Origin of the sequence: Kitasatospora sp. NPDC098663, from assembly GCF_044760075.1 — a bacterium.
Lineage (GTDB): Bacteria > Actinomycetota > Actinomycetes > Streptomycetales > Streptomycetaceae > Kitasatospora.
The window spans coordinates 45,402-62,669 of record NZ_JBIWAP010000031.1; the positions used below are offsets into that span (position 1 = coordinate 45,402).

Annotated in this window: 19 protein-coding genes and 2 pseudogenes; 11 read left to right on the top strand and 10 right to left on the bottom strand. The window is 69.0% G+C overall.

The window, feature by feature from the left end:
• Positions 1 to 618 precede the first annotated feature (618 nt).
• The 8 genes from ACIQVZ_RS28970 to ACIQVZ_RS29005 all read left to right on the top strand — a co-directional run bounded on the left by ACIQVZ_RS28970 (position 619) and on the right by ACIQVZ_RS29005 (position 6,237).
• The gene (locus ACIQVZ_RS28970; protein WP_402453899.1) at positions 619 to 873 is read left to right on the top strand and encodes a hypothetical protein; all 255 of its coding nucleotides are present in this window, start codon (positions 619 to 621) and stop codon (positions 871 to 873) included.
• A 115-nt stretch (positions 874 to 988) separates the two neighbouring features.
• Entirely contained in the window at positions 989 to 2,059 is a 1,071-nt protein-coding gene (locus ACIQVZ_RS28975; protein WP_402453900.1) for a tyrosine-type recombinase/integrase, read from the top strand.
• Positions 2,056 to 2,379: a helix-turn-helix domain-containing protein gene (locus ACIQVZ_RS28980; protein ID WP_402453903.1), complete on the top strand. Its 324-nt coding sequence runs from the start codon at positions 2,056 to 2,058 to the stop codon at positions 2,377 to 2,379. The genes ACIQVZ_RS28975 and ACIQVZ_RS28980 overlap by 4 nt, the downstream gene beginning before the upstream one ends.
• Before the next feature lie 148 nt (positions 2,380 to 2,527).
• Positions 2,528 to 2,749, top strand: a complete 222-nt coding sequence (locus ACIQVZ_RS28985) for a hypothetical protein (protein WP_402453905.1) — start codon at positions 2,528 to 2,530, stop codon at positions 2,747 to 2,749.
• Positions 2,750 to 2,812: 63 nt separating this feature from the next.
• Positions 2,813 to 3,928: a hypothetical protein gene (locus tag ACIQVZ_RS28990; RefSeq protein ID WP_402453907.1), complete on the top strand. Its 1,116-nt coding sequence runs from the start codon at positions 2,813 to 2,815 to the stop codon at positions 3,926 to 3,928.
• An 84-nt stretch (positions 3,929 to 4,012) separates the two neighbouring features.
• A complete protein-coding gene (locus ACIQVZ_RS28995) occupies positions 4,013 to 4,504 on the top strand; it encodes a DUF4265 domain-containing protein (protein ID WP_402453909.1) in 492 nt (163 codons plus the stop codon).
• A 57-nt stretch (positions 4,505 to 4,561) separates the two neighbouring features.
• Positions 4,562 to 5,593: a Mu transposase domain-containing protein gene (locus ACIQVZ_RS29000; RefSeq protein WP_402453912.1), complete on the top strand. Its 1,032-nt coding sequence runs from the start codon at positions 4,562 to 4,564 to the stop codon at positions 5,591 to 5,593.
• A complete protein-coding gene (locus ACIQVZ_RS29005) occupies positions 5,590 to 6,237 on the top strand; it encodes an ATP-binding protein (protein WP_402453914.1) in 648 nt (215 codons plus the stop codon). Before ACIQVZ_RS29000 ends, ACIQVZ_RS29005 begins: the two co-directional genes overlap by 4 nt.
• A 577-nt stretch (positions 6,238 to 6,814) precedes the next feature.
• Here the strand turns inward: ACIQVZ_RS29005 and ACIQVZ_RS29010 are convergent.
• The 5 genes and pseudogenes from ACIQVZ_RS29010 to ACIQVZ_RS29030 form a co-directional block, all read right to left on the bottom strand.
• A complete protein-coding gene (locus ACIQVZ_RS29010) occupies positions 6,815 to 7,555 on the bottom strand; it encodes a tyrosine-type recombinase/integrase (RefSeq protein WP_402454019.1) in 741 nt (246 codons plus the stop codon).
• Positions 7,556 to 7,625: 70 nt separating this feature from the next.
• A pseudogene (locus ACIQVZ_RS29015) lies at positions 7,626 to 7,808 on the bottom strand (site-specific integrase); the annotation flags it as partial.
• Positions 7,805 to 8,458, bottom strand: coding sequence for a tyrosine-type recombinase/integrase (locus ACIQVZ_RS29020; protein WP_402453916.1), 654 nt, complete (start codon positions 8,456 to 8,458; stop codon positions 7,805 to 7,807). The gene ACIQVZ_RS29020 and the pseudogene ACIQVZ_RS29015, both read right to left, overlap by 4 nt.
• Before the next feature lie 31 nt (positions 8,459 to 8,489).
• Positions 8,490 to 8,735, bottom strand: a complete 246-nt coding sequence (locus ACIQVZ_RS29025; protein WP_402453918.1) for a hypothetical protein — start codon at positions 8,733 to 8,735, stop codon at positions 8,490 to 8,492.
• The gene (locus tag ACIQVZ_RS29030) at positions 8,732 to 9,940 is read right to left on the bottom strand and encodes a tyrosine-type recombinase/integrase (RefSeq protein ID WP_402454021.1); all 1,209 of its coding nucleotides are present in this window, start codon (positions 9,938 to 9,940) and stop codon (positions 8,732 to 8,734) included. The genes ACIQVZ_RS29025 and ACIQVZ_RS29030 overlap by 4 nt, the downstream gene beginning before the upstream one ends.
• A gap of 169 nt (positions 9,941 to 10,109) precedes the next feature.
• On the opposite strand from ACIQVZ_RS29030, the gene ACIQVZ_RS29035 reads away from it, so the two are divergent.
• From ACIQVZ_RS29035 to ACIQVZ_RS29045, 3 genes and pseudogenes are all read left to right on the top strand, one after another.
• Positions 10,110 to 10,370 (top strand): ATP-binding protein, encoded by a 261-nt coding sequence (locus tag ACIQVZ_RS29035; RefSeq protein WP_402454023.1) that lies wholly within the window; start codon positions 10,110 to 10,112, stop codon positions 10,368 to 10,370.
• Positions 10,371 to 10,451: 81 nt separating this feature from the next.
• Complete coding sequence (locus tag ACIQVZ_RS29040) at positions 10,452 to 11,243, top strand: hypothetical protein (protein ID WP_402453921.1); 792 nt, start codon at positions 10,452 to 10,454, stop codon at positions 11,241 to 11,243.
• 370 nt (positions 11,244 to 11,613) lie between these two features.
• A pseudogene (locus ACIQVZ_RS29045) lies at positions 11,614 to 11,814 on the top strand (transposase family protein); the annotation flags it as partial.
• Between the two features lie 552 nt (positions 11,815 to 12,366).
• Here the strand turns inward: ACIQVZ_RS29045 and ACIQVZ_RS29050 are convergent.
• From ACIQVZ_RS29050 to ACIQVZ_RS29070, 5 genes are all read right to left on the bottom strand, one after another.
• Positions 12,367 to 12,717, bottom strand: coding sequence for a beta/gamma crystallin domain-containing protein (locus ACIQVZ_RS29050; protein ID WP_331742835.1), 351 nt, complete (start codon positions 12,715 to 12,717; stop codon positions 12,367 to 12,369).
• Between the two features lie 684 nt (positions 12,718 to 13,401).
• Positions 13,402 to 14,562: a serine hydrolase domain-containing protein gene (locus tag ACIQVZ_RS29055; RefSeq protein WP_402453923.1), complete on the bottom strand. Its 1,161-nt coding sequence runs from the start codon at positions 14,560 to 14,562 to the stop codon at positions 13,402 to 13,404.
• Between the two features lie 58 nt (positions 14,563 to 14,620).
• Positions 14,621 to 14,974, bottom strand: a complete 354-nt coding sequence (locus tag ACIQVZ_RS29060; protein ID WP_402453925.1) for a DUF4190 domain-containing protein — start codon at positions 14,972 to 14,974, stop codon at positions 14,621 to 14,623.
• Positions 14,975 to 15,523: 549 nt separating this feature from the next.
• Complete coding sequence (locus tag ACIQVZ_RS29065) at positions 15,524 to 16,342, bottom strand: glycosyl hydrolase (protein WP_402453927.1); 819 nt, start codon at positions 16,340 to 16,342, stop codon at positions 15,524 to 15,526.
• Between the two features lie 83 nt (positions 16,343 to 16,425).
• Positions 16,426 to 17,262 carry a thaumatin family protein gene (locus ACIQVZ_RS29070; protein ID WP_402453930.1) on the bottom strand — a complete coding sequence of 279 codons (837 nt, stop codon included), beginning with the start codon at positions 17,260 to 17,262 and terminating at the stop codon, positions 16,426 to 16,428.
• Between the last annotated feature and the right edge of the window lie 6 nt (positions 17,263 to 17,268).

Sequence of the window (17,268 nt, forward strand, 5' to 3'; positions counted from 1 at the left end):
CCGCCATCGAAGGCGGGGCAGGCATCGCCTGACCACGCTCCCGTTGGTCTCGCTCCTGGCGATCAGCGGGGTGTTGTCTCAACTGACACCCGAACTGAACGGTGTCGGAGCCGGGCGGCTATGAGTTCCATTTCGACCAGCGTCCCCACCAGCCCGGTTGTCGCCAACTCATCTGCCAGGGTCCTTGCCTGCACGAGTGTCAGGTCATGCACCTCTCGAAAAGCACGCAGGACGGCCACCGGACTTGCCTCGGGCTCTGTCAGCCGGAGCCGAGCAGGTCCGTGTTCGGCCAAGAGCGCCTGACGGATCTCCTCTGGGGTCTCACGGCCGCTGTCCTGCTCGCACCACCCGACGGGGCATGTCCGGCAGGCCCCTTCAGTTCCCCACCACAGGCGCCCACGGTCGACGAACTGGCCGATGTTTCGAATCAGCACACCGCCGCAGGCCTCACACGGCGCTGCGATATTCACGCCCTGGCTGATCACCTTGCTCCTCGTTGTCGGCCCCGACCCTGGATGATCAAGCAGATTCTCTCAGGCAATCAGCCTGATGCACTCTGCACGTTCATCCGTACCTGGCTCTGCACGTTCGCAAGTACGCCGACAGGCGCCCTCGATAGTGCAGAGAAGGGTCTACGCGACGGCCTCGCAGGAGGCGTTCCTGGAAGGGCACCTGGAGGCGTTCACGGTGCTGGGCGGGGTGCCGTTGGTGCACATCCGCTATGACAACTTAAAGCCGGCGGTCAAGCAGGTGATGTTCGGCCGCTCCCGGTTGGAGTCGGCGAGGTGGGCGTCGTTCAAGTCCTGGTATGTCCATGTTCCCGTGGGTTCGTTGATCCGATCCAGCCCTCTGGTGGCCTCGGCAGTCGCCTGATCTGCAGGTCTATCAAGGTTGTGCCCACGCTGGTGAATTCCGTCCATCCCTCAGGATTCCTGAAGTCTCATCAGCTGTTATGGTGAGGCCGCCTGAAAGCTGAAGGGGAGGACGGATGGCGCTGGCCGTCGTGCGCGACCTGCGGCCCGATCTGCGACTGGAGTCCGCCGAAGAGGTCGCCGCGTTCGAGCAGGACCTGTTGGCGGAGTTCGTGCTCGCCCGGGCTTCCGCAGGGGTGCTGGACGACACGATCCGTGCAGACGTTGGCGGGGTGCTTGGGCTGCGGGAGTGGTTCGGTCGACCGTTGTGGGAGATGCAGCCGCAGGACCTTGACCGGTACTTCGGCCGGCACCGCCGCGGCTCGGCACCGGGCACCAAGGTCCGCCAGGCCGCCGCGTTCGCCGTCTACTTCGAGTTCCTGGAGCTGAGGCACAAGGCGACGATCCACGCGGCCACCGGTGCGGTCGTCGAGTCGCCTCTGGACGAGGTCAACCGGCCTCGCGGCGGCACCGCTTCGCGGTTGCGGATCCCGCCCTCGGCGGACGAGGCGGCGAGGCTGTTCTCCGGGTGGCGGGCGGACATGGAGGCCGCACGCAAGTACGCGCCGGCCGCGCGGAACTACACCGCCGCCCGTCTGACCAGCCTGATCGGCCCACGCATCTCGGAGTTGTGTCTGCTGCGGATCAGCGACGTCCGGTGGGACCTTGGCCGGTTCGGCAAGATCCTCTTCAAGGGCAAGGGCAGCGTCGGCCGGGGAAAGAAGGAACGGCTCGTCCCGCTGATCAACGGGTCGCGTGACCTGCTGGAGTGGTGGGTCACCGGCCCTCGCTGGGAGTTCGACGACAGAGCCGAGGACCCCATGGCCCCGCTGTTTCTCTCCGAGCGCCGGTACGGCGACGGCTCCAGCCGGGCGGTGACCGACGACGCGCCGCGGTCCGGCCTCGCCGAGGCCGTCGCGCGCCATCTCCCGTACCAGATAGGCCAGTTGACGCCTCACGTCCTGCGGCAATTCGCGGCCTCGGACCTCTACCGCAACGGCATGGACGTCGTGGCCATCCAGGAAATCCTCGGCCACGAGTGGCTCAACACCACCATGATCTACGTTCACGTCGAGCAATCCCACGTCGAGGACGCGTGGGTCCGGGCCGGCCAGCGAGCCGCCGCACGCTTCGGGAGGACACGGTGAAGTGGAACCTGCGGATGGTCGCCGCCCAGCGCGACGTCTGGAAGGCATCCGAGCTGCAGCGCATGCTCGCGGAAGCCGGGCTGGTCATCTCGGCGGGCAAGATGTCGCACCTGTGGTCGGGCCGCCCGCTGACCGTCCGCCTCGATGACCTGGACGTGATCTGCTCGGTGCTGCAGTGTACGCCGGCCGACCTCCTGGTTCCCGAGCCGATCGACCACCGGCAGCCGGACAACGTGGATGAGCAGGCCGAGCGGAAGGTGGTGGGTGGCAGCTCGGTCGCGCTTCGTTGCCGTCTGGGCCGGTCCGGGCCGCCGTTGTGAGCGCGCCGATACGTCGCGCCGTCCCTGGGCGACCCGCAGCTGCCGGGACTGCCTGGGCTGGGGATGGCTCGACCGCCCCCGCTGCAAGGCATGTTGGGGCTTCGTCGCCAAGGCCACCGGCGATCACTGCGAGGTCTGCGACCGCAAGGTGGCCGTCCAGGACGGTGTCTGCCGGCTCTGCCGCCGGCAGGCCAGCCTGATCGCCGGACCGGACAACAAGACGCGCGTTGACCTGACGGCTGCCGCGCGCACCGGCCACCAGCTGTTCATCATCGGCACCCTGCGTCCTCGCGGCGGCCTGCCGCCCCGCCCGCAGAACACCGCGGACGGGCCACCGGACCGGCGGCTGCACTCCGTACGGTCGCGTTAGAAGCAGCTGCCGCTGTTCGAGACGGCCCGTGACCTGCGCGGAGTCAGCAGCCTGGCACCACTCTTGGACCCGGAACTGTCCGCCGTTCTGGAAGCGCGCGCCGCACGGATCGCGGAGCTGAGAGGCTGGCCTCCGCGCACGCTCGGCTCCGTCCGCAGGGGCATCCGCATCCTCTGCGCGGTTCACGAGATCGGTGAGCCGATACGAGCGTCCACGATCGCCCAGCTCACCCACAATGCGATCCCCTCCAACCACGTCCTGGAGGTCTTCGAGGACCTGGACCTGCTGCTGGACGACCGGCCCGACACCGTGCAGACCTGGTGCGACGCGCGCCTGGACTTCCTTCCTGCCGGGATACGGACGGAGGTCGACGCCTGGGTCGCGGTCTCGCGCAACGGCACCCGACGCCGGCTCCCTCGCTCCCGGCCCACGGTCGTTACCCAGCTCAGGCTGGTCCAGCCGTTCCTGCACGAGCGGACGTCGACCTACACGACACTGCGTCAGGTCACCCGTGGCGACGTCACCAATTGGCTGGCCGACCGCCCCAACCGGGTGCACGAGGCCAGTGCCCTGCGGAGCCTGTTCAACGTGCTGAAGAAGGAACGACTCGTCTTCGCCAACCCGATGCGAGGGGTGACAACCGGCAAGAACCACGCCTCGGTTCCGGTTCCTCTCACCGACCAGGAAGTCGACACCGTCGCCCTCGCTGCCCGGCAGGATCCCGCCCTGCGCGTGGTCGTCGCCCTCGCGGGCGTCCACGCACTGCCCGCCCGGCGCATCCGCACGCTCCAACTGGACGAGGTCGACCTGGCAGGCCGCCGCCTCTATCCGGCCGGATTCGACCGGCCGCTGGACGACTACACCGCCGAGGCGATCGCCGACTACCTGGCCTACCGTCGCCGCCGCTGGCCCAACAGCACCAATTCCCACCTGCTGATCAGCCGCAACACGGCCACCACCGCAACAGCAGTCGGCACCTTCTGGCTCGACCGCCTCGTCAAACGGCTGCCCGTCGGCCTGGACCGGCTGCGGCAGGACCGCATCCTCGAAGAGTCCGCCGCCACCGGAGCCGACCCCCTGCACCTCGCCCACGTCTTCGCGCTCAGCGCCAGGGCCAGCCTCCGTTACGCCAATGCAGCCTCCGAGTCTGCCGCAGAACAGACCGGAAAGAAGCCCTGAGCAGCCACTTCGACGCCCCGCTGGCAACACGGTCGGGCCGGCACGACATCATGGCACCGCAGCGACATCAGCCAGGGAGAGCATGTGATCGAGTTCATCGTCCACGACGATCCTGTCGGGCGCGCTCACAGCAACTACATCGCTCACGCCGACCTGGCCCCCTTCGGGATGGACGGGCAAAAGGAGCAGTTGTGGCTGAAGCCGCTCAACGACGGGACCTTCTCGATCGCCTGCATCCCGTTTCGCACCTACGGGCTGGCTCTCGGTGATCGGGTCGCCCTGTCGGACGACGACGAGGTCACCGAGGTGGTCGGCCTGTCCTGGCACCGTGTTCTGCGGTTGCTCTTCGTCCCCGGTCTGGCCCCGGCGCAACTGGCCCAGGCAGTCGATCGCATCAAGAGCGGGATCAGTACAGCGGAACTGCTGAGCGAATGGAGCGGTGACCGTCACGTCGCTGTCGACATCCCACCCGATACGGACGCATCTCAGCTGTTCGAAATCATGGAACGCGAGGTGACGGAAGGCCGAGCGTTCTGGGAATGGGCCGACGCCATGCCGTTCTCCGCACCCCGCTGAGCCGACCCGCCAGTCTCGCCTTCTTCTGGACCGAACTCCGCCCCGATCTATGTCGCAATGCCGCCCGAGCTTCCTTGGGTTCGCCCGGCCGACACTTCAGAATCTCTGAACCCACGGAAGATCCAGTTCTCGGCGTTCTACTGCGCGCCGGGCGAGGACGGCGCCCACGAGAAGGGCGGGGCGGAGCACGAGGGCGGCCGGTTCCGCCGCAAGCACCTGGTCCCGCCGCCGCAGGTGGAGTCGCTGGCGGAGCTGAACGAGCGCCTGGCCGCGATCGACGTCGCGGAGGACGCCCGGCACATCCACGGCCGGCCGACCTCGATCGGGTTCGACTTCGAGGCCGAGCGCGAGCGGCTGCGTCCGCTGCCGGCGGACGACTACGACTGCGGGATCGACCTGACGCCGACGGTCGCGCGCAACTCCCGGATCACAGTGTGGCAGTGCTACTACTCGGTGCCAGCGAAGTTCATCGGCGCGAAGGTGCGGGTCAAGCTGCGGGCGAACGAGTTGTGGGTGTTCGACGGGCGTAAGGTCGTCGCCCGCCACCTGCGGTTGACCCGCCGTTACACCTACCACGACCTGCTGGACCACTACCTGGAGATCCTGCTGGTCAAGCCGGGCGCGTTCGCCGGGGCCTCCGCGCTCGCGCAGGCCCGCGCGGAGGGCGGCTTCACCAAGGTCCACGAGGCGTTCTGGGCGGCGGCGAAGGCCAAGGCCGGTGACCGCGAGGGCACCCGGATGCTGATCGAGGTGCTGCTGCTGCACCGCCAGCTGCCGTCGGAGGCGCTGGTGGAGGCGATGGAGACCTGCTTGCGGATCGGGTCGGTCTCCACCGATCTGGTCGCCATCGAGGCCCGCAAGGCGATGGAGGGCACCGACGCGGACGACGCCGAACTGCTGGCCGACGTCGACGAGGCGGCCCAGGACGGTCCGGCGGCTGCGGACGGCGGGGCCCGGGTGATCTCCCTGCACGCGCGCCGCCTGCCGCCCGACCCGCGCCAGTCGATGCCCGACATGAGCAAGTACGACCGGCTGCTGAGCCCGGTCGCCGACCGCGACAGCCAGACCCAGAAAGGCCACGGCGCATGAGCCCGACCATCACCGTCACCGACCAGGACGACGAGCAGGACACCGGCAAGGTCCCCGCTCGCAGGATGTCGCTGCCCGGTGATCCGGAGGACATGCTCATCGACGAGGCATGCCGGGAGCTTCGCCTGCCGGCGTTCCGCGAGCGGTTCATCGACCTGGCCGCCGGCGCCCGTCGCGAGCAGGCCACCTACAAGCAGTTCCTGCTGGACATGCTGCAGGCCGAGCTGACCGACCGGGACCTCCACCGCCAGCAGCGGCTGCTCAGGTTGGCCCGCTTCCCGCGGCCCAAGCGGCTGGAGGACTTTGACTTTGCGAAGAACCCGAACGTCACCCCCGAGGTCGTCGCAGACCTGAAGTCCCCGACCTGGGTCCGTGAGGGCCGGCCGCTGGTACTGATCGGGGACTCCGGAACCGGCAAGTCGCACCTGCTGATCGGCATCGGCACCGCGATCGCCGAGACCGGCCTGTCGGTCCGATACACCACCACCAGCGCGCTGGTGAACGAGCTCGCCGAGGCCGATGCGAACCGCCGCCTGTCCTCCGTGATCGCCCGCTACAGCAAGATCGACCTGCTCTGCCTGGACCTATGCCGACACCGCGACTATGCCGAGCAGGGTGTCAGCGCTGCTGGCTGCAGTCGGTGATGGGATTGCTCGTTCGGCATAGTCGCGGCGTCCTGCTGCTGAATGACTGCTCGGCCTCTGACACACTGGTGCCATGACAGTGCAGCGAAAGGACCATGCCGCGTAGGCGTCCTTCGGACCTGCGCTCGGACCGCCAGAGGTTCGCGGTTGAGTGTGGGCGATATTCGAAGATCGGTCAGGTATCCGGCTCGGCGCAGGCTGAGATCATCCGTTTGGAGCGAACTCGCTTCGAGCCAGGTGACCTGGGCAAAGCCCTGGCTGCCTGGACTGAGCTGGCGCGTACTCCGCGACGGCGTGCGCCTGACGTTCGCACGGGCTGCGGTGAACCGTCCTGCTGTCCACCGGAGCCGGACGAATGGCGGGAGCTCTTGGAGGTCGCCATGCATGCCCTGCCTTCGAAGTCCGCGCGCGAGCTCGCCCGCATCGTCGGGCGCTTGGACAGCAGAATTCTGGATCACCCGGCCTTGAGACACACCGTTTCACCGTGCGGTCGTTGGTGGCACTTCAGCCGGTGGCCGTGGGAGGACTGACTGCGATGGCGTCGAGCGGGTTCACCTCGCAGCCAGTCCGATCGACGTCACAGGCGGTCGAGGAAGGCGAGGACCTTGTCGGTGGGCTGGTAGCGGCCCGGGCGGGCGGTGACCGGTGCGGTGAGGGCGAGTGCCTTCTCCTTGATGGTCATGTCGGCGTGGACGTAGGCGTCGGTGGAGCGGACGCCAGCGTGGCCGAGCCAGAGCGCGATGACCGTGGTGTCGACACCGGCCTGCAGAAGCGACATGGCGCAACTGTGCCGCAGGACGTGCGGGTGGATGCTCTTGTCGATCAGGGACGGGCAGGTTTGCACTGCGGTGCGCGCGTGGGTGCTCAGGCGCTGGGCGACGGCGTCGCGGCTGAGCCGACGCCCAGTGCGCGTGCAGAAGAGAGGGTCGCCGCCGTGGCCGGCGCGTGCGTTCAGCCACGCGCTCAGCAGCTTCTGGATGGGGCGGTCGAGCGGGACGGTGCGCTGTTTGCGTCCCTTGCCCTCGCAGCGGACGGCGGCGCCGTCGCCCAGAGTGATGTCGTCGCGGTTCAGGCTGGTGAGTTCGGAGACGCGCAGGCCGGTCTGGACGGCCAGGGCCAGCATGGCCTTGTCCCGTCGTCCTTCCCAGCGTTTCGGATCCGGCGCGGCCAGCAGCGCGTCGACTTCCTGGCCGGTCAGGAAGGTGACAGTCCTCTTGTCGAACCGCTTGGGTGGGATGTCCAGGACCCGCTGGATGAGGAGGGCGTGTTCGGGGTGCTGGAGGGCGGCGTAGGAGAACAGGGAGCGGATCGCGGTCAGGCGGACGGACGTTGCGGGTTCGGGTGCTGTTGCCGCGCTCCTCCTCCAGGTGGTTGAGGAACGCGGAGATCACGTCCGAGTTCAGGTCGTTCCAGTCCAGCTTTGCCGGGGCGGTGCCGGTCCGCTGCTGGACGAAGCCGAGCAGGAGGCGGAGCGCGTCGCGGTAGGCGGCGATGGTTCGGGGGCTGGCCTGGCGCTGGCGGGCGAGCCGGTCGGTGAAGAACGCCTGCAGGGTGGGTGCGATCAGGGTCATGAGCGGGCCGCCTTTCGGACGCCGTCGCGGCGGGCTGCGGCCAGGGCGAGCAGTTCCGGGGCCGCTGACAAGTACCAGTAGGTGCAGGCGGGTTCGCGGTGTCCCATGTAGGTCGACAGCGACGGGATCCTGGCCTGGACGTTGTCCTCAGTGCGATACCAGTGCAGCAGGGTCCGAACCGCGAACGTGTGCCTCAGCTCGTGCAGGCGAGGTCTGTGCGGAGCGTCGAGGCCGACACCGGCGGTGCAGACCAGGGCCTTGAAGACCGGGTGCACGCAGGCGTTGATCAACCGCTTGCCGGTGAGGGAGACGAAGAACGCGGGATCCTTGGGCCTGGGCATCAACCGTTCGCGCAGCCTGTCGTACTCGCGCAGCGCGTTCGTAGTGCTGTCCTGCAGCGGGACCAGCCGGGACTTGCCGAACTTGGACTCGCGGATGTGCAGCACACCCTGGGTCCAGTCGATGTCGTCGCGGTCCAGCTTGATGGCCTCGCCGATGCGAAGGCCGGGGGAGGCCAGCAGGCCGATCAGCGTGCGATAGGTCGCCGCCCGCAGCGGCTGCGCGATCGTCTCCTTGGCCGCAGCCATGATCGCTGCGATGTCGGCGTCGGAGTAGAGGAAGACCTGGCCCCGGCGCCGGTTGTAGGGCACCAGCCCCAGCGGCGGCACCTCGGTCGCGGGTTCACCCGCTCAGGAAGCGGGTGAACCCGCGAACAGCGGTGATCCGTCGCGGACTCACCGTCGTGATCACCTCGGGCTCGCGGCTTCTCATCCACTCCAGTGCGCTGGCGATGGTCACAGTCTGTTCGCCGCGGAGGTCCATGAAAGTCACGAAGTCCGGCAGCAGGTAAGCGGCTTCGGCCATCTGGTGCCCCAGCGAACGGCGGAGCCGCAGGTAGTCGTCGAGTGCTTGGCGAAGATCGGTCACGCCGCCTCCGTCCCGGGCCAGGGCTGGGCGACCGCGCGCAGTGCGACGAAGTCGACCTTCGCGTAGAGCGCGGTCGTGGCCAGGTCCTGGTGCCGGAGCACCTGCCCGATCGCGGTGAGCCCGGCGCCGTGCCGCAGCATGTCGGCGGCCAGGGCATGACGCAGCCGGTGCGGCCCGACCTTGGGCGAGCCGGCCCGCAGACACGCCCTTTCCACCACGTCGCCGACCAGGTCCGCCCGGATCGGCCCGCGCGGATCCCTGCAGGTCAGGAACACGTGACGGTCCTTCAGATGCGGCCTGAGACCGTACAAGTAGGCGACCAAAGCCTCGCCGACGTCCGCGGGCAGCGGGAGCCGGTCCTCACGGCGTCCCTTGCCCCGGACCACGATCTCGCCGCAGCGCCAGTCCACATCGTCCAGCAGCAGCCGGGCCACCTCGATCGAGCGCAGGCCGAGCCTGGCCACCAGCATCAGGATCGCGTAGTCGCGGACGCCGACCGTCCCTTCGCGCGGCCTGTGGTCCAGCAGCCGCTGAACACCGCCGACCGCCATCGTCGGTGGCACGGAAGCGAAGCGCCAGCCACCCACCGGAGGCACCGCGCCGCCGAGCTTCATCGGCATGACGCCGTGCAGGTGCAGGAACCTCATCAGCGACCGGAGCTCGGCCACCCGCCCCTTCACCGATCCCGCCGAGACCCTGGTGCACTCCCGCAGCAGGAACGCGTTCAGATCCGCCCCCGTCAGGCCCTCCGGTGCGAAGTTCCCATCCTGTGTTGCCTGCTCGGCCAGGAAGCGTCGGGCGGTGTTCCCGTAACGCAGCATCGTTGACGCCGACAGGCCACGCTCGGACTCCATCCAGCACCAGTACCGCTCCAGCAGAACCTCCGCCGGCGAGGGTGTCACCTGTGGCGCGGGCACCACCCCGGCCTCACGCAGGAACATCAGTAGCGGGACCATGCCGCGCGGCCCGACCACCCGGCGGCGCCCCGCCTGCTGCAGATCGGAAAGGTGCTGGTCCACCCGCTTCTCGTCCAGATCAGCGGCATCGAGAACCTGGCTGGAAAGCCACAGGCCGACCTGCCCCAGATCCTTGAGCATGTTCCTGGCGGTCAGCGTCGTGTACCCACGCTCCGCCAGCCATACCCGGTAGCCCTCGACCTGTGCGGTCAGGACACCCGCCTTCCGACGTGCACTTCCGAACGGCATCGCCACCCCCTCGCGGGAGCCCCCTGCCCCCTCGCCCCCGAGGCTGCCCGGAACAGAAACTATGCAGAGCCATGAACAGCCGAAACCCCACGAAGGAGCGGACCTACTCACACAGCTTCGGCATAGTCTCGGTCTCGGCATAGGTCGATCTATGCGGATATCAGCATAGATTGACGAGTTCGGCTACTTCAACCTGGACCGCAAGGGTGCCAAGCTGCTGTTCCAGATCTTCACCGAACGTGAGGAGCGCAAGGCCACCGCCGTCGCGACGAACTCACCCTTCACCGAGTGGGACAAGACCTTCGGCGACGCCCGCCTCTGCGCGGCCATCGCCGACCGGATCACCTTCCGCTGCACGCTGATCCAGACCGGCACCGAGTCCTACCGCTACCAGGCCACCCAGGAGTCCCTTTTCGCTTCCACGAACTGACACACCATGGCCAGCTTTGTTCACAAGGCCCGACGTGACACCCCGCGCAACGCCAACCCAACGACGGTATAGCCTCCGCCTGTGACCGACAGCCCCGGCCGGACCGACAAGCCCCACCCCCACGTGCTGCCTGACCCTCAAGCGCTCCTGGACGACATTGATTGGGCGTCACTTGCCACCGCATGCGGGACAGGCGAATCCCTGCCGGCAGCGCTGGCGCTCATCATCGATCCCGACCCGGCTGTCCGAGCAGCCGCAACCCATGACGCGCTCAGGGAAGTGACCCACCAGAACAGCATCTACGAGGCCACCGCACCCGTAGCACGCTACGTCGCAGCCATCCTCAACCATCCGGCCATCGCGGCAGACGACTCCGACACGCCACCGCGCCGCCCGACCCTCGTGAGACTGCTCAAGTGGCTCAGCGACACCGCCTACGACGCCGACGACGAAATCGTTGCCATCGGCGAACACCAGGTTCCGGGATTCCTTGACGACTACTGGGAGATGCGCGCGTTCCGAGACCTGCGCCCGACGATCTTCTCCGCCGTCCATCCCCTCCTCGGCCACGACAACGAGGACGTGCGCGACGCGGCCCTGATCGCTGCGATCCCCCTCGCAGAACACCCCGCCCTCACCGAGCACCGAACCGAGCTGGTCGGCCACGCCCACCGCCTGCTGGCGACCAGCACCGACCGTCACAATCGAGACCGGGTCCTGGACGCCATGAAGGCATGGGGCTACGCCACCAGAGCCCTGGAGAACGCCACCGACATCGCGGCCCGCGAGCGTTACGCCCGTCTCAAAGCGGAACGCGACTCCTGGTGGGCCCCCGACGGGACAGGCGGCTACTCAGAAGAGCCGCCGTTCTGACTCAGGATGCGGAAAACGCCCCACATCCGTCGATCACTCAGCGTGGTCGCGCTACAGAGGTCGAGCCAGAACCCATCTCACGTGTATGCACTGCCGGTTCGCGAACAAAGCCACCATGGCAGCACGAAGCGCGGGCCTTGGCCGCGACTTGTCAGGGAGGCGACCCGGGCCCGCGACTACAAGGTACCGACGCCCCGTCCCTGGCCCCTACGGACACCCCGCCCACGCCTGCCGGCTCACCCGATCAGTGGCTCCCGAACTCGCCGGAGAACACCCACCGCGGTCAAGTACACCACCGCCACGAATGGACCAGCCCCGGCTCCCGTTCACGCCGAAGCAGCGGCTCTCATATGACCCGACAAAATCAGGACGGCACGACGCCGGGCACACGCGCGACTTCGGCCAGCAAGTCGCCTGGCTGGCCACCGAGTGCTCCACGTCGGCCACCGCGCAGTTGATGCGGGTCGCCTGGCGCACCGTCGGCGCGATCCTGGCCCGCCACCAGCGTGATGCGGACGCCGGGCTCGACCGCCTCGCCGGGCTGCGGCGGATCGGGATCGACGAGAGGTCGCCACATTCCGCACGAGCACATCGTCGTGTGCCTTGCCGCAGTCTCGCGGGCCGTGATCACCGCCACGGCTCCGGTCGGTTGCTCGTGCGGTACCACCCGCCGGACGGGGTCTCGGGTGTCCGGCGCCGGGGCCACCGTGCCTGACCCGCCGGCCGTATCGTCCGGTCGGTGACCGGGGGACGCTGGGACACGGTCGCGGCGCGGGCGGCGGTCTTCTTTCGGTGGGGTCGGCGGAATTGAATGTCGGTCAGTTCCGCAGGGGTGCGCGATCGGGGGCAGGGGGTGGCCGGGAACGCTGTCGGAGGCGTTGGGCGCGGCCTGTTCGTCCTCCTCCTCGGCCTGGCCTCCTGGGCGACGGGGTCGGTCACCGCCTCGGTGAACTCGCACGACGGCAGCGGCGAGGTCGCCAGCCCCGTCCGCGTCCTTGCGCCCTCGTCCGGGGTCCTGTCGACTGGGTGCCGCGGGGCCCGCCCGCCGCCGGTTGCGCCGGGCGGCGGCTGCCTGTGGGGGGCCGGTCACAGGGGTACGGCTTCCTGTGACCGGCCGGTGGGTTCAGTTGATGTGGAGCGTGGTGATGGTGCCGTAGTTCTTGGTGATGGCCTGGTTCTTGCCGAAGGTGTGGCGGTAGAGGGAGCCGTCGCCCGGCTCGTACTCGAAGTACCCGGCGTTGTTGCCGCTGCTGAAACTCGTGACCGACCTCTGGTCGATCCAGATGTCGCCGGCGTTTGCGAAGCACCTCCTGAAACCGGTGCCGTTGTCGTTGGTGATGCCGATGGCGAAGTAGTCGCTGGCGAACAGGCATTCGGCGAAGTTGACTTCGTTGGTCGCGTGGGCGGGCACGGTGCCGACGGCCAGAGCCATCATGGCGACTCCTGCGGCCACGGCGATTCGTCGCTTCAGCATGACGCAAACTCCCTGGTGTGTGAGGTGGGGCATGCGAGTCGAACTGAAGGGACACTAACAAGAGGCGTTCAGGTCGCAACCTGGTGTAACGATTTTCGGACATCATTCTGTTTCCCGGGGCTTTTGCGGGACTTTGCTGAGCTGAATTCCACACCCGCCATACCTGCCACACCCATCACAACAATCACACCTGTCACACGGACCCGCGCGGCCGTCCGCGCCGGGCCGACCCCTTGCGGGCGGGTCGAAGGGGAGACTCATGCGCAGCGGCCGTTCTCCCGTGCTTCGTGACGCGACATCTCGAAGTGTGGAGAACGGCCGCCTGCGCTGTCCCGGGAGGAAGCATGGATCAGCAGGTCGGGTGACCTGCGAGGTTGAACGGAAAGCTCAGAACGGAAAGCTCAGAATTGTCCACTGTTCGGGGCAGAGCCCGCTCGGCTGGGAGATCCCAGCCGAGCGGCTGTCCGAACTGCTCGCGGCCTGAACAGCCGGCCACGTGTTGCAACGGTCCCTGGAATCCGCTTTCGATGGCCGTGCCTTCGTCGTCTTTCGAATACCGTGCCGTGCCGTGCCGTGCCGTGCCGGCCCGGTGCACGGGCCCTCTCTGCGGGCGCCCACTGTGGGTCCGTTCAGCGGCGCCGGCCGGGTTCCCCGGCGCGCCGGTGGTTCTCGGGGAGGTGCGGTTCAGCCGCACAGGGCCGCGTCGACGGCGTCCTCGGCCGGCTGCAGGTCCGCGGGGCCGGTCGGGTCGGCGGTCATCGTGACGCTGGCGGCGCGTCCGTCGCTGGTGGCGGCGCTCCAGGTTCCGTAGCCGGGGATGCTGCCGTTGTGCCACCAGAGGGTCTTGTGGCACGACAGTTGTGTCCTCATGATCCCCAGTCCGTAGTCGTAGCCGGGCGCGCCCGTGGGGACGGTGGTGCGCATCTGCGCGAGCTCGGGGCCGTTGAGGAGGTGGCCTTCCTTCATGAGTTCGGAGAAGAAGCGGGTGAGGTCGGAGCTGGTGGAGATCATCGCGCCTGCCGCCCAGGCCGCGGAGGGGTCGATCTCGGTGACATCGCGCAGTGGTCCGTTCGGGCTGTTCTTGTGGTAGCCGTGGGGGTGGGGTCCTCGGAGGGTGGTCTCGGCGGGGGCGGGGAGGTAGGTGTGGCGCAGTCCGGTCTTCTTGATGATGCGTTTGTCGACCTCGCCGGCGAGGGGCCGTCCGGTGACCTTTTCCACGATCATCCCGGCCACCAGGTAGTTCGTGTTGCTGTACCCCCAACTCGTTCCGGGGGCGAAGACGGCTTCGTGTCGTAGTGCGATGTCCAGGGTGTCGCGGGGAGAGAGGTAGCGGCGCTGGAGGATGTCGTCGGTGACGTCGTTCTCGTAGTCGGGGAGTCCGCTGGTGTGCTGCAGGAGCTGACGCACCGCGATGTGGTGCCCGTCGATCCCTTGTCCGCGCAGGAGGTTGGGCAGGTAGGTCTCGACCGGGTCGTCGAGGCGGATCTTGCCCTCGCCGACCAGTTGCAGGACGACTGTCGCGGTGAACGTCTTGGTGACGCTGCCGATGCGCACCTCGCCGTCCCGGGGCGCCTTCGCGCCGGTGGCCAGGTCCCCGATGCCCGCGGCATAGGTACGGGTGTGGCCGGCCTGGTCACGGACGGAAGCCAGAGCGCCGGGCATGTGATCGGGGCTCACCATGGCGTTCAGACGCTGTTGGATGGTGTCTGGCCTGGCGGCCCCCGAGGCGGCGCCGGCGGAAGGGACGAGGGCGCCGAGGGCGAGGGCCCCGGTGGCCACGGCGACGGCGGCGTGAGTCGTCCTGCGGCGCAGGGCGTGGGACCGGAGCGGCGTGTGTGAGTTCATGGGATGTCGTCTCTGATGGTGTGTGCGGTTCTGGTGTTCGCCGGGGTTTCCGGCGCGGTCAGTGTCCGGAGAGGTTGCGGCGGACGCACTGGACGTACTGGTGGAGGCCGTCGGGGCGGTAGCACTCCTGGGTGTGGTTCGCGTACCAGGCGAGGAAGGCGGCGGCCAGGACGGACACCGCGATCGCGGCGAGCGAGAGCAGCAGGCCGGCGAGCGCGCGGCCCCGGCCGGTGCCGGTGTGTCCGGACGCTCGCAGGGCGATGGTGCCCGTGACCAGGCCGGCGGCGCCGACCAGGGCGCCGACGACCGCGAACGAGGTGAACAGGCCGAGCGTGCCCAGCGCCACGGCTGCCGTCGCCGGGGTGTTGCGTGTTGCTGCGGGCCGGGCGGCCGTCGTTCCAGGGGTGTGCATCCGCTGTCCTTCCGTGATCGGCCCGGTCGCTCCGGGCCTGACCGATCCTGGAACACGGCGCCTTGTGCGCGCCTCCCGGGCGGGAGGGAAACGGCGCTCCCCCGATCGGGGGAGGAGGGCGGGGGTGCGGGACGTCATACTCGGCGTCGATGACCTGAGGAATCCGGCCGTTGCTACGCGGCTCCACCTGCACGGGCGTGCTGTTCGCGTTCCTCGGCGCGGTGGCGGGGCACGGTGCTGCTGCCGTTCGCCGTGCTGCCCGCGCTGCTGTGGGAGTTTGGCCCGTACGGGGTGCGGGCTGGTGCTGGTGGTGTGGGCGGGGCTGGTTCGCCGCGGCCGGGCCGGCGCGCACCACCGGGCGGGTGCTGATCGCGCGGGGCCGTTGCCTGCTGGACGCGCCGGTGCCGGAGTCGGCCGGGCCGCGAGCCGTTGCCCGGCGGGTGGACGTGTGGGTCCGCTCGCCGGGCTCGGCCGCCCCCTGGTTCTGCGCGGGTGCGGGTGTCGTGGTCGCCCGGGCCCGGGCCCGTTTGTGGGCCGGGGGGTGTGGGCTCAGCCGGCCGCGCGGTAGGCGGTACCCACCCGGTTGGGGGTCGCCCGGTTGTAGAGACCGGTGCCGCCACGGTCCGCGGAGAGGGTGAACCAGGCGTAGCGTTCGACGAAGGGGAGTCCCTGGAGCATGGCGGTCGACTTCGTGACGAACGCGGCCTGTTGTTCGGGTGTCGGGTACTTCGGGGTGCCGCTGGAGAAGTCGATCAGGGCGTATTCGGTGAGCCAGATCGGTTTCTTGTAGCGGTTGTACACGGCCTGGAGGTAGCCGCGCAGTTGACCGGTCGCGGCGTCGGCGCGGAAGTCCGAGCCGTACCAGTGCAGGGGGATGAAGTCGACCTTGTCGTGGCGGGCGGCGGCGCCCTTCATGAACTGGTCGAGCCAGCCGCCCGCGGCGTCGCCGCCGCCCGCGACCGCGGGTGCGCCCAGGCGCATCCCGGTCGACTGGAGCCTGGGCCACAGGTCGAGGGCCCTGGTCACGCTCATGTTGGCCTGTGCCGGCAGGTCGGGTTCGTTGAATCCGAGCAGGGTCGTGCCTTCCTGCCTGGCCGTTCGCAGTTGTGCGTCGGTCACGGAGCCCGCGCCCCAGATCATGGGGACGAACTCGACGCCGGCGGGTGGTTTGATCTGCTGGCGGTCCGGGGCCCAGGTGTAGAACCAGCCGGCCCTGGAGTCGGCCAGCGCCTTGGTGACGTCGGTGAAGTTCCAGGCGCTCACGCCCTTCTTCTTCGCCGGGGCGGCGGTCGCGTCGGCCGGGCTGCCGACGGTGAGGCAGGTGAGTACGGCGAGCGCGGCGGTGAACAGGCGCATTCGGCGTGGCACGGTGTTCCTCTCTTCGGTCGGGCGGTCGTGACGGGGGTTGCGGCGGCCCTGGAGTGCGGGGGCCGGGGTCCGGGGCGGGTGGCTCACGCGATGGGGCCGAAGGTGACGGTGAAGCCGCTGCAGCGGCTGCACTGCTGCATGACCTTGTTGCCCGGTGTCTGGTCCTGCTTGGACCACGTGTAGGCCTTGGGGCACTTCGCGCTGAGCGCGCGGCTGTAGCTGCTGGGGGTGTCGCGGCTGGGGTTGGTGCACAGCATCGGCTTGCCGTCCGGTCCGCGTGTCAGGTCGGCGGGCGGGCAGTAGGGCAGCAGGTTCGCCGTGCAGCCCCGTGTGTCGCAGCCCCCGCCGGCGGGGATCGTGGCGTTCACCGGAGTGATCGTGATCGGCAGCGAGAACGCGTTCACGTAGCTCACGTCGTACCAGGGGGCGGCGCCGTCCTTGGCGTCGAAGTTGAACTCCGCGAGGCTGGCGGGTTGTTCGCCGGTCGTGCAGTGGTCGGCGGCCGGGCCGCAGTCGGCGACCCGGCAGTGGAAGGTGCTGCCGGGGGTCCCGCCGCATCCCTGGCGTGCGAAGAACTTCCCACGCCAGTGGAAGGGGGCGGCGGTCTCGGGGATCGTCACCGTCGCCGACTGGCCGGGAGCCAGGACCGGGAGGCGGGTGAACTGCTTCGACCCGTCGGCGTTGACGCCGCTTCCGATCCACAGCTTCTGCGACGAGTGGTTCACGAACGTCACCGTGTGGTTGACCGCGGCGGCCGCGACCGGCGCGGTGCGGGCCGTCGCCGCCGCGCCCGTGACGGTCGCACCCGTCACGGTCGTGCCCGTCGTGGTCGCGCCTGTCGCCGCGCCCGCGCTCGGCAGTACCACGGTCAGTGCGGCGGCGGCCGCCGCGACGAACAGCCTGGTCAGGAATCCGCGCATGATTTC

Bases quoted from the DNA above. Each gene is read 5' to 3' on its own strand.
- ACIQVZ_RS28975 (WP_402453900.1), top strand. From the start codon at position 989: ATGGCGCTGGCCGTCGTGCGCGACCTGCGGCCCGATCTGCGACTGGAG.
- ACIQVZ_RS29000 (WP_402453912.1), top strand. From the start codon at position 4,562: ATGCCGCCCGAGCTTCCTTGGGTTCGCCCGGCCGACACTTCAGAATCT.
- ACIQVZ_RS29005 (WP_402453914.1), top strand. From the start codon at position 5,590: ATGAGCCCGACCATCACCGTCACCGACCAGGACGACGAGCAGGACACC.
- ACIQVZ_RS29030 (WP_402454021.1), bottom strand. From the start codon at position 9,940: ATGCCGTTCGGAAGTGCACGTCGGAAGGCGGGTGTCCTGACCGCACAG.
- ACIQVZ_RS29050 (WP_331742835.1), bottom strand. From the start codon at position 12,717: ATGCTGAAGCGACGAATCGCCGTGGCCGCAGGAGTCGCCATGATGGCT.
- ACIQVZ_RS29055 (WP_402453923.1), bottom strand. From the start codon at position 14,562: ATGAACTCACACACGCCGCTCCGGTCCCACGCCCTGCGCCGCAGGACG.
- ACIQVZ_RS29060 (WP_402453925.1), bottom strand. From the start codon at position 14,974: ATGCACACCCCTGGAACGACGGCCGCCCGGCCCGCAGCAACACGCAAC.
- ACIQVZ_RS29070 (WP_402453930.1), bottom strand. From the start codon at position 17,262: ATGCGCGGATTCCTGACCAGGCTGTTCGTCGCGGCGGCCGCCGCCGCA.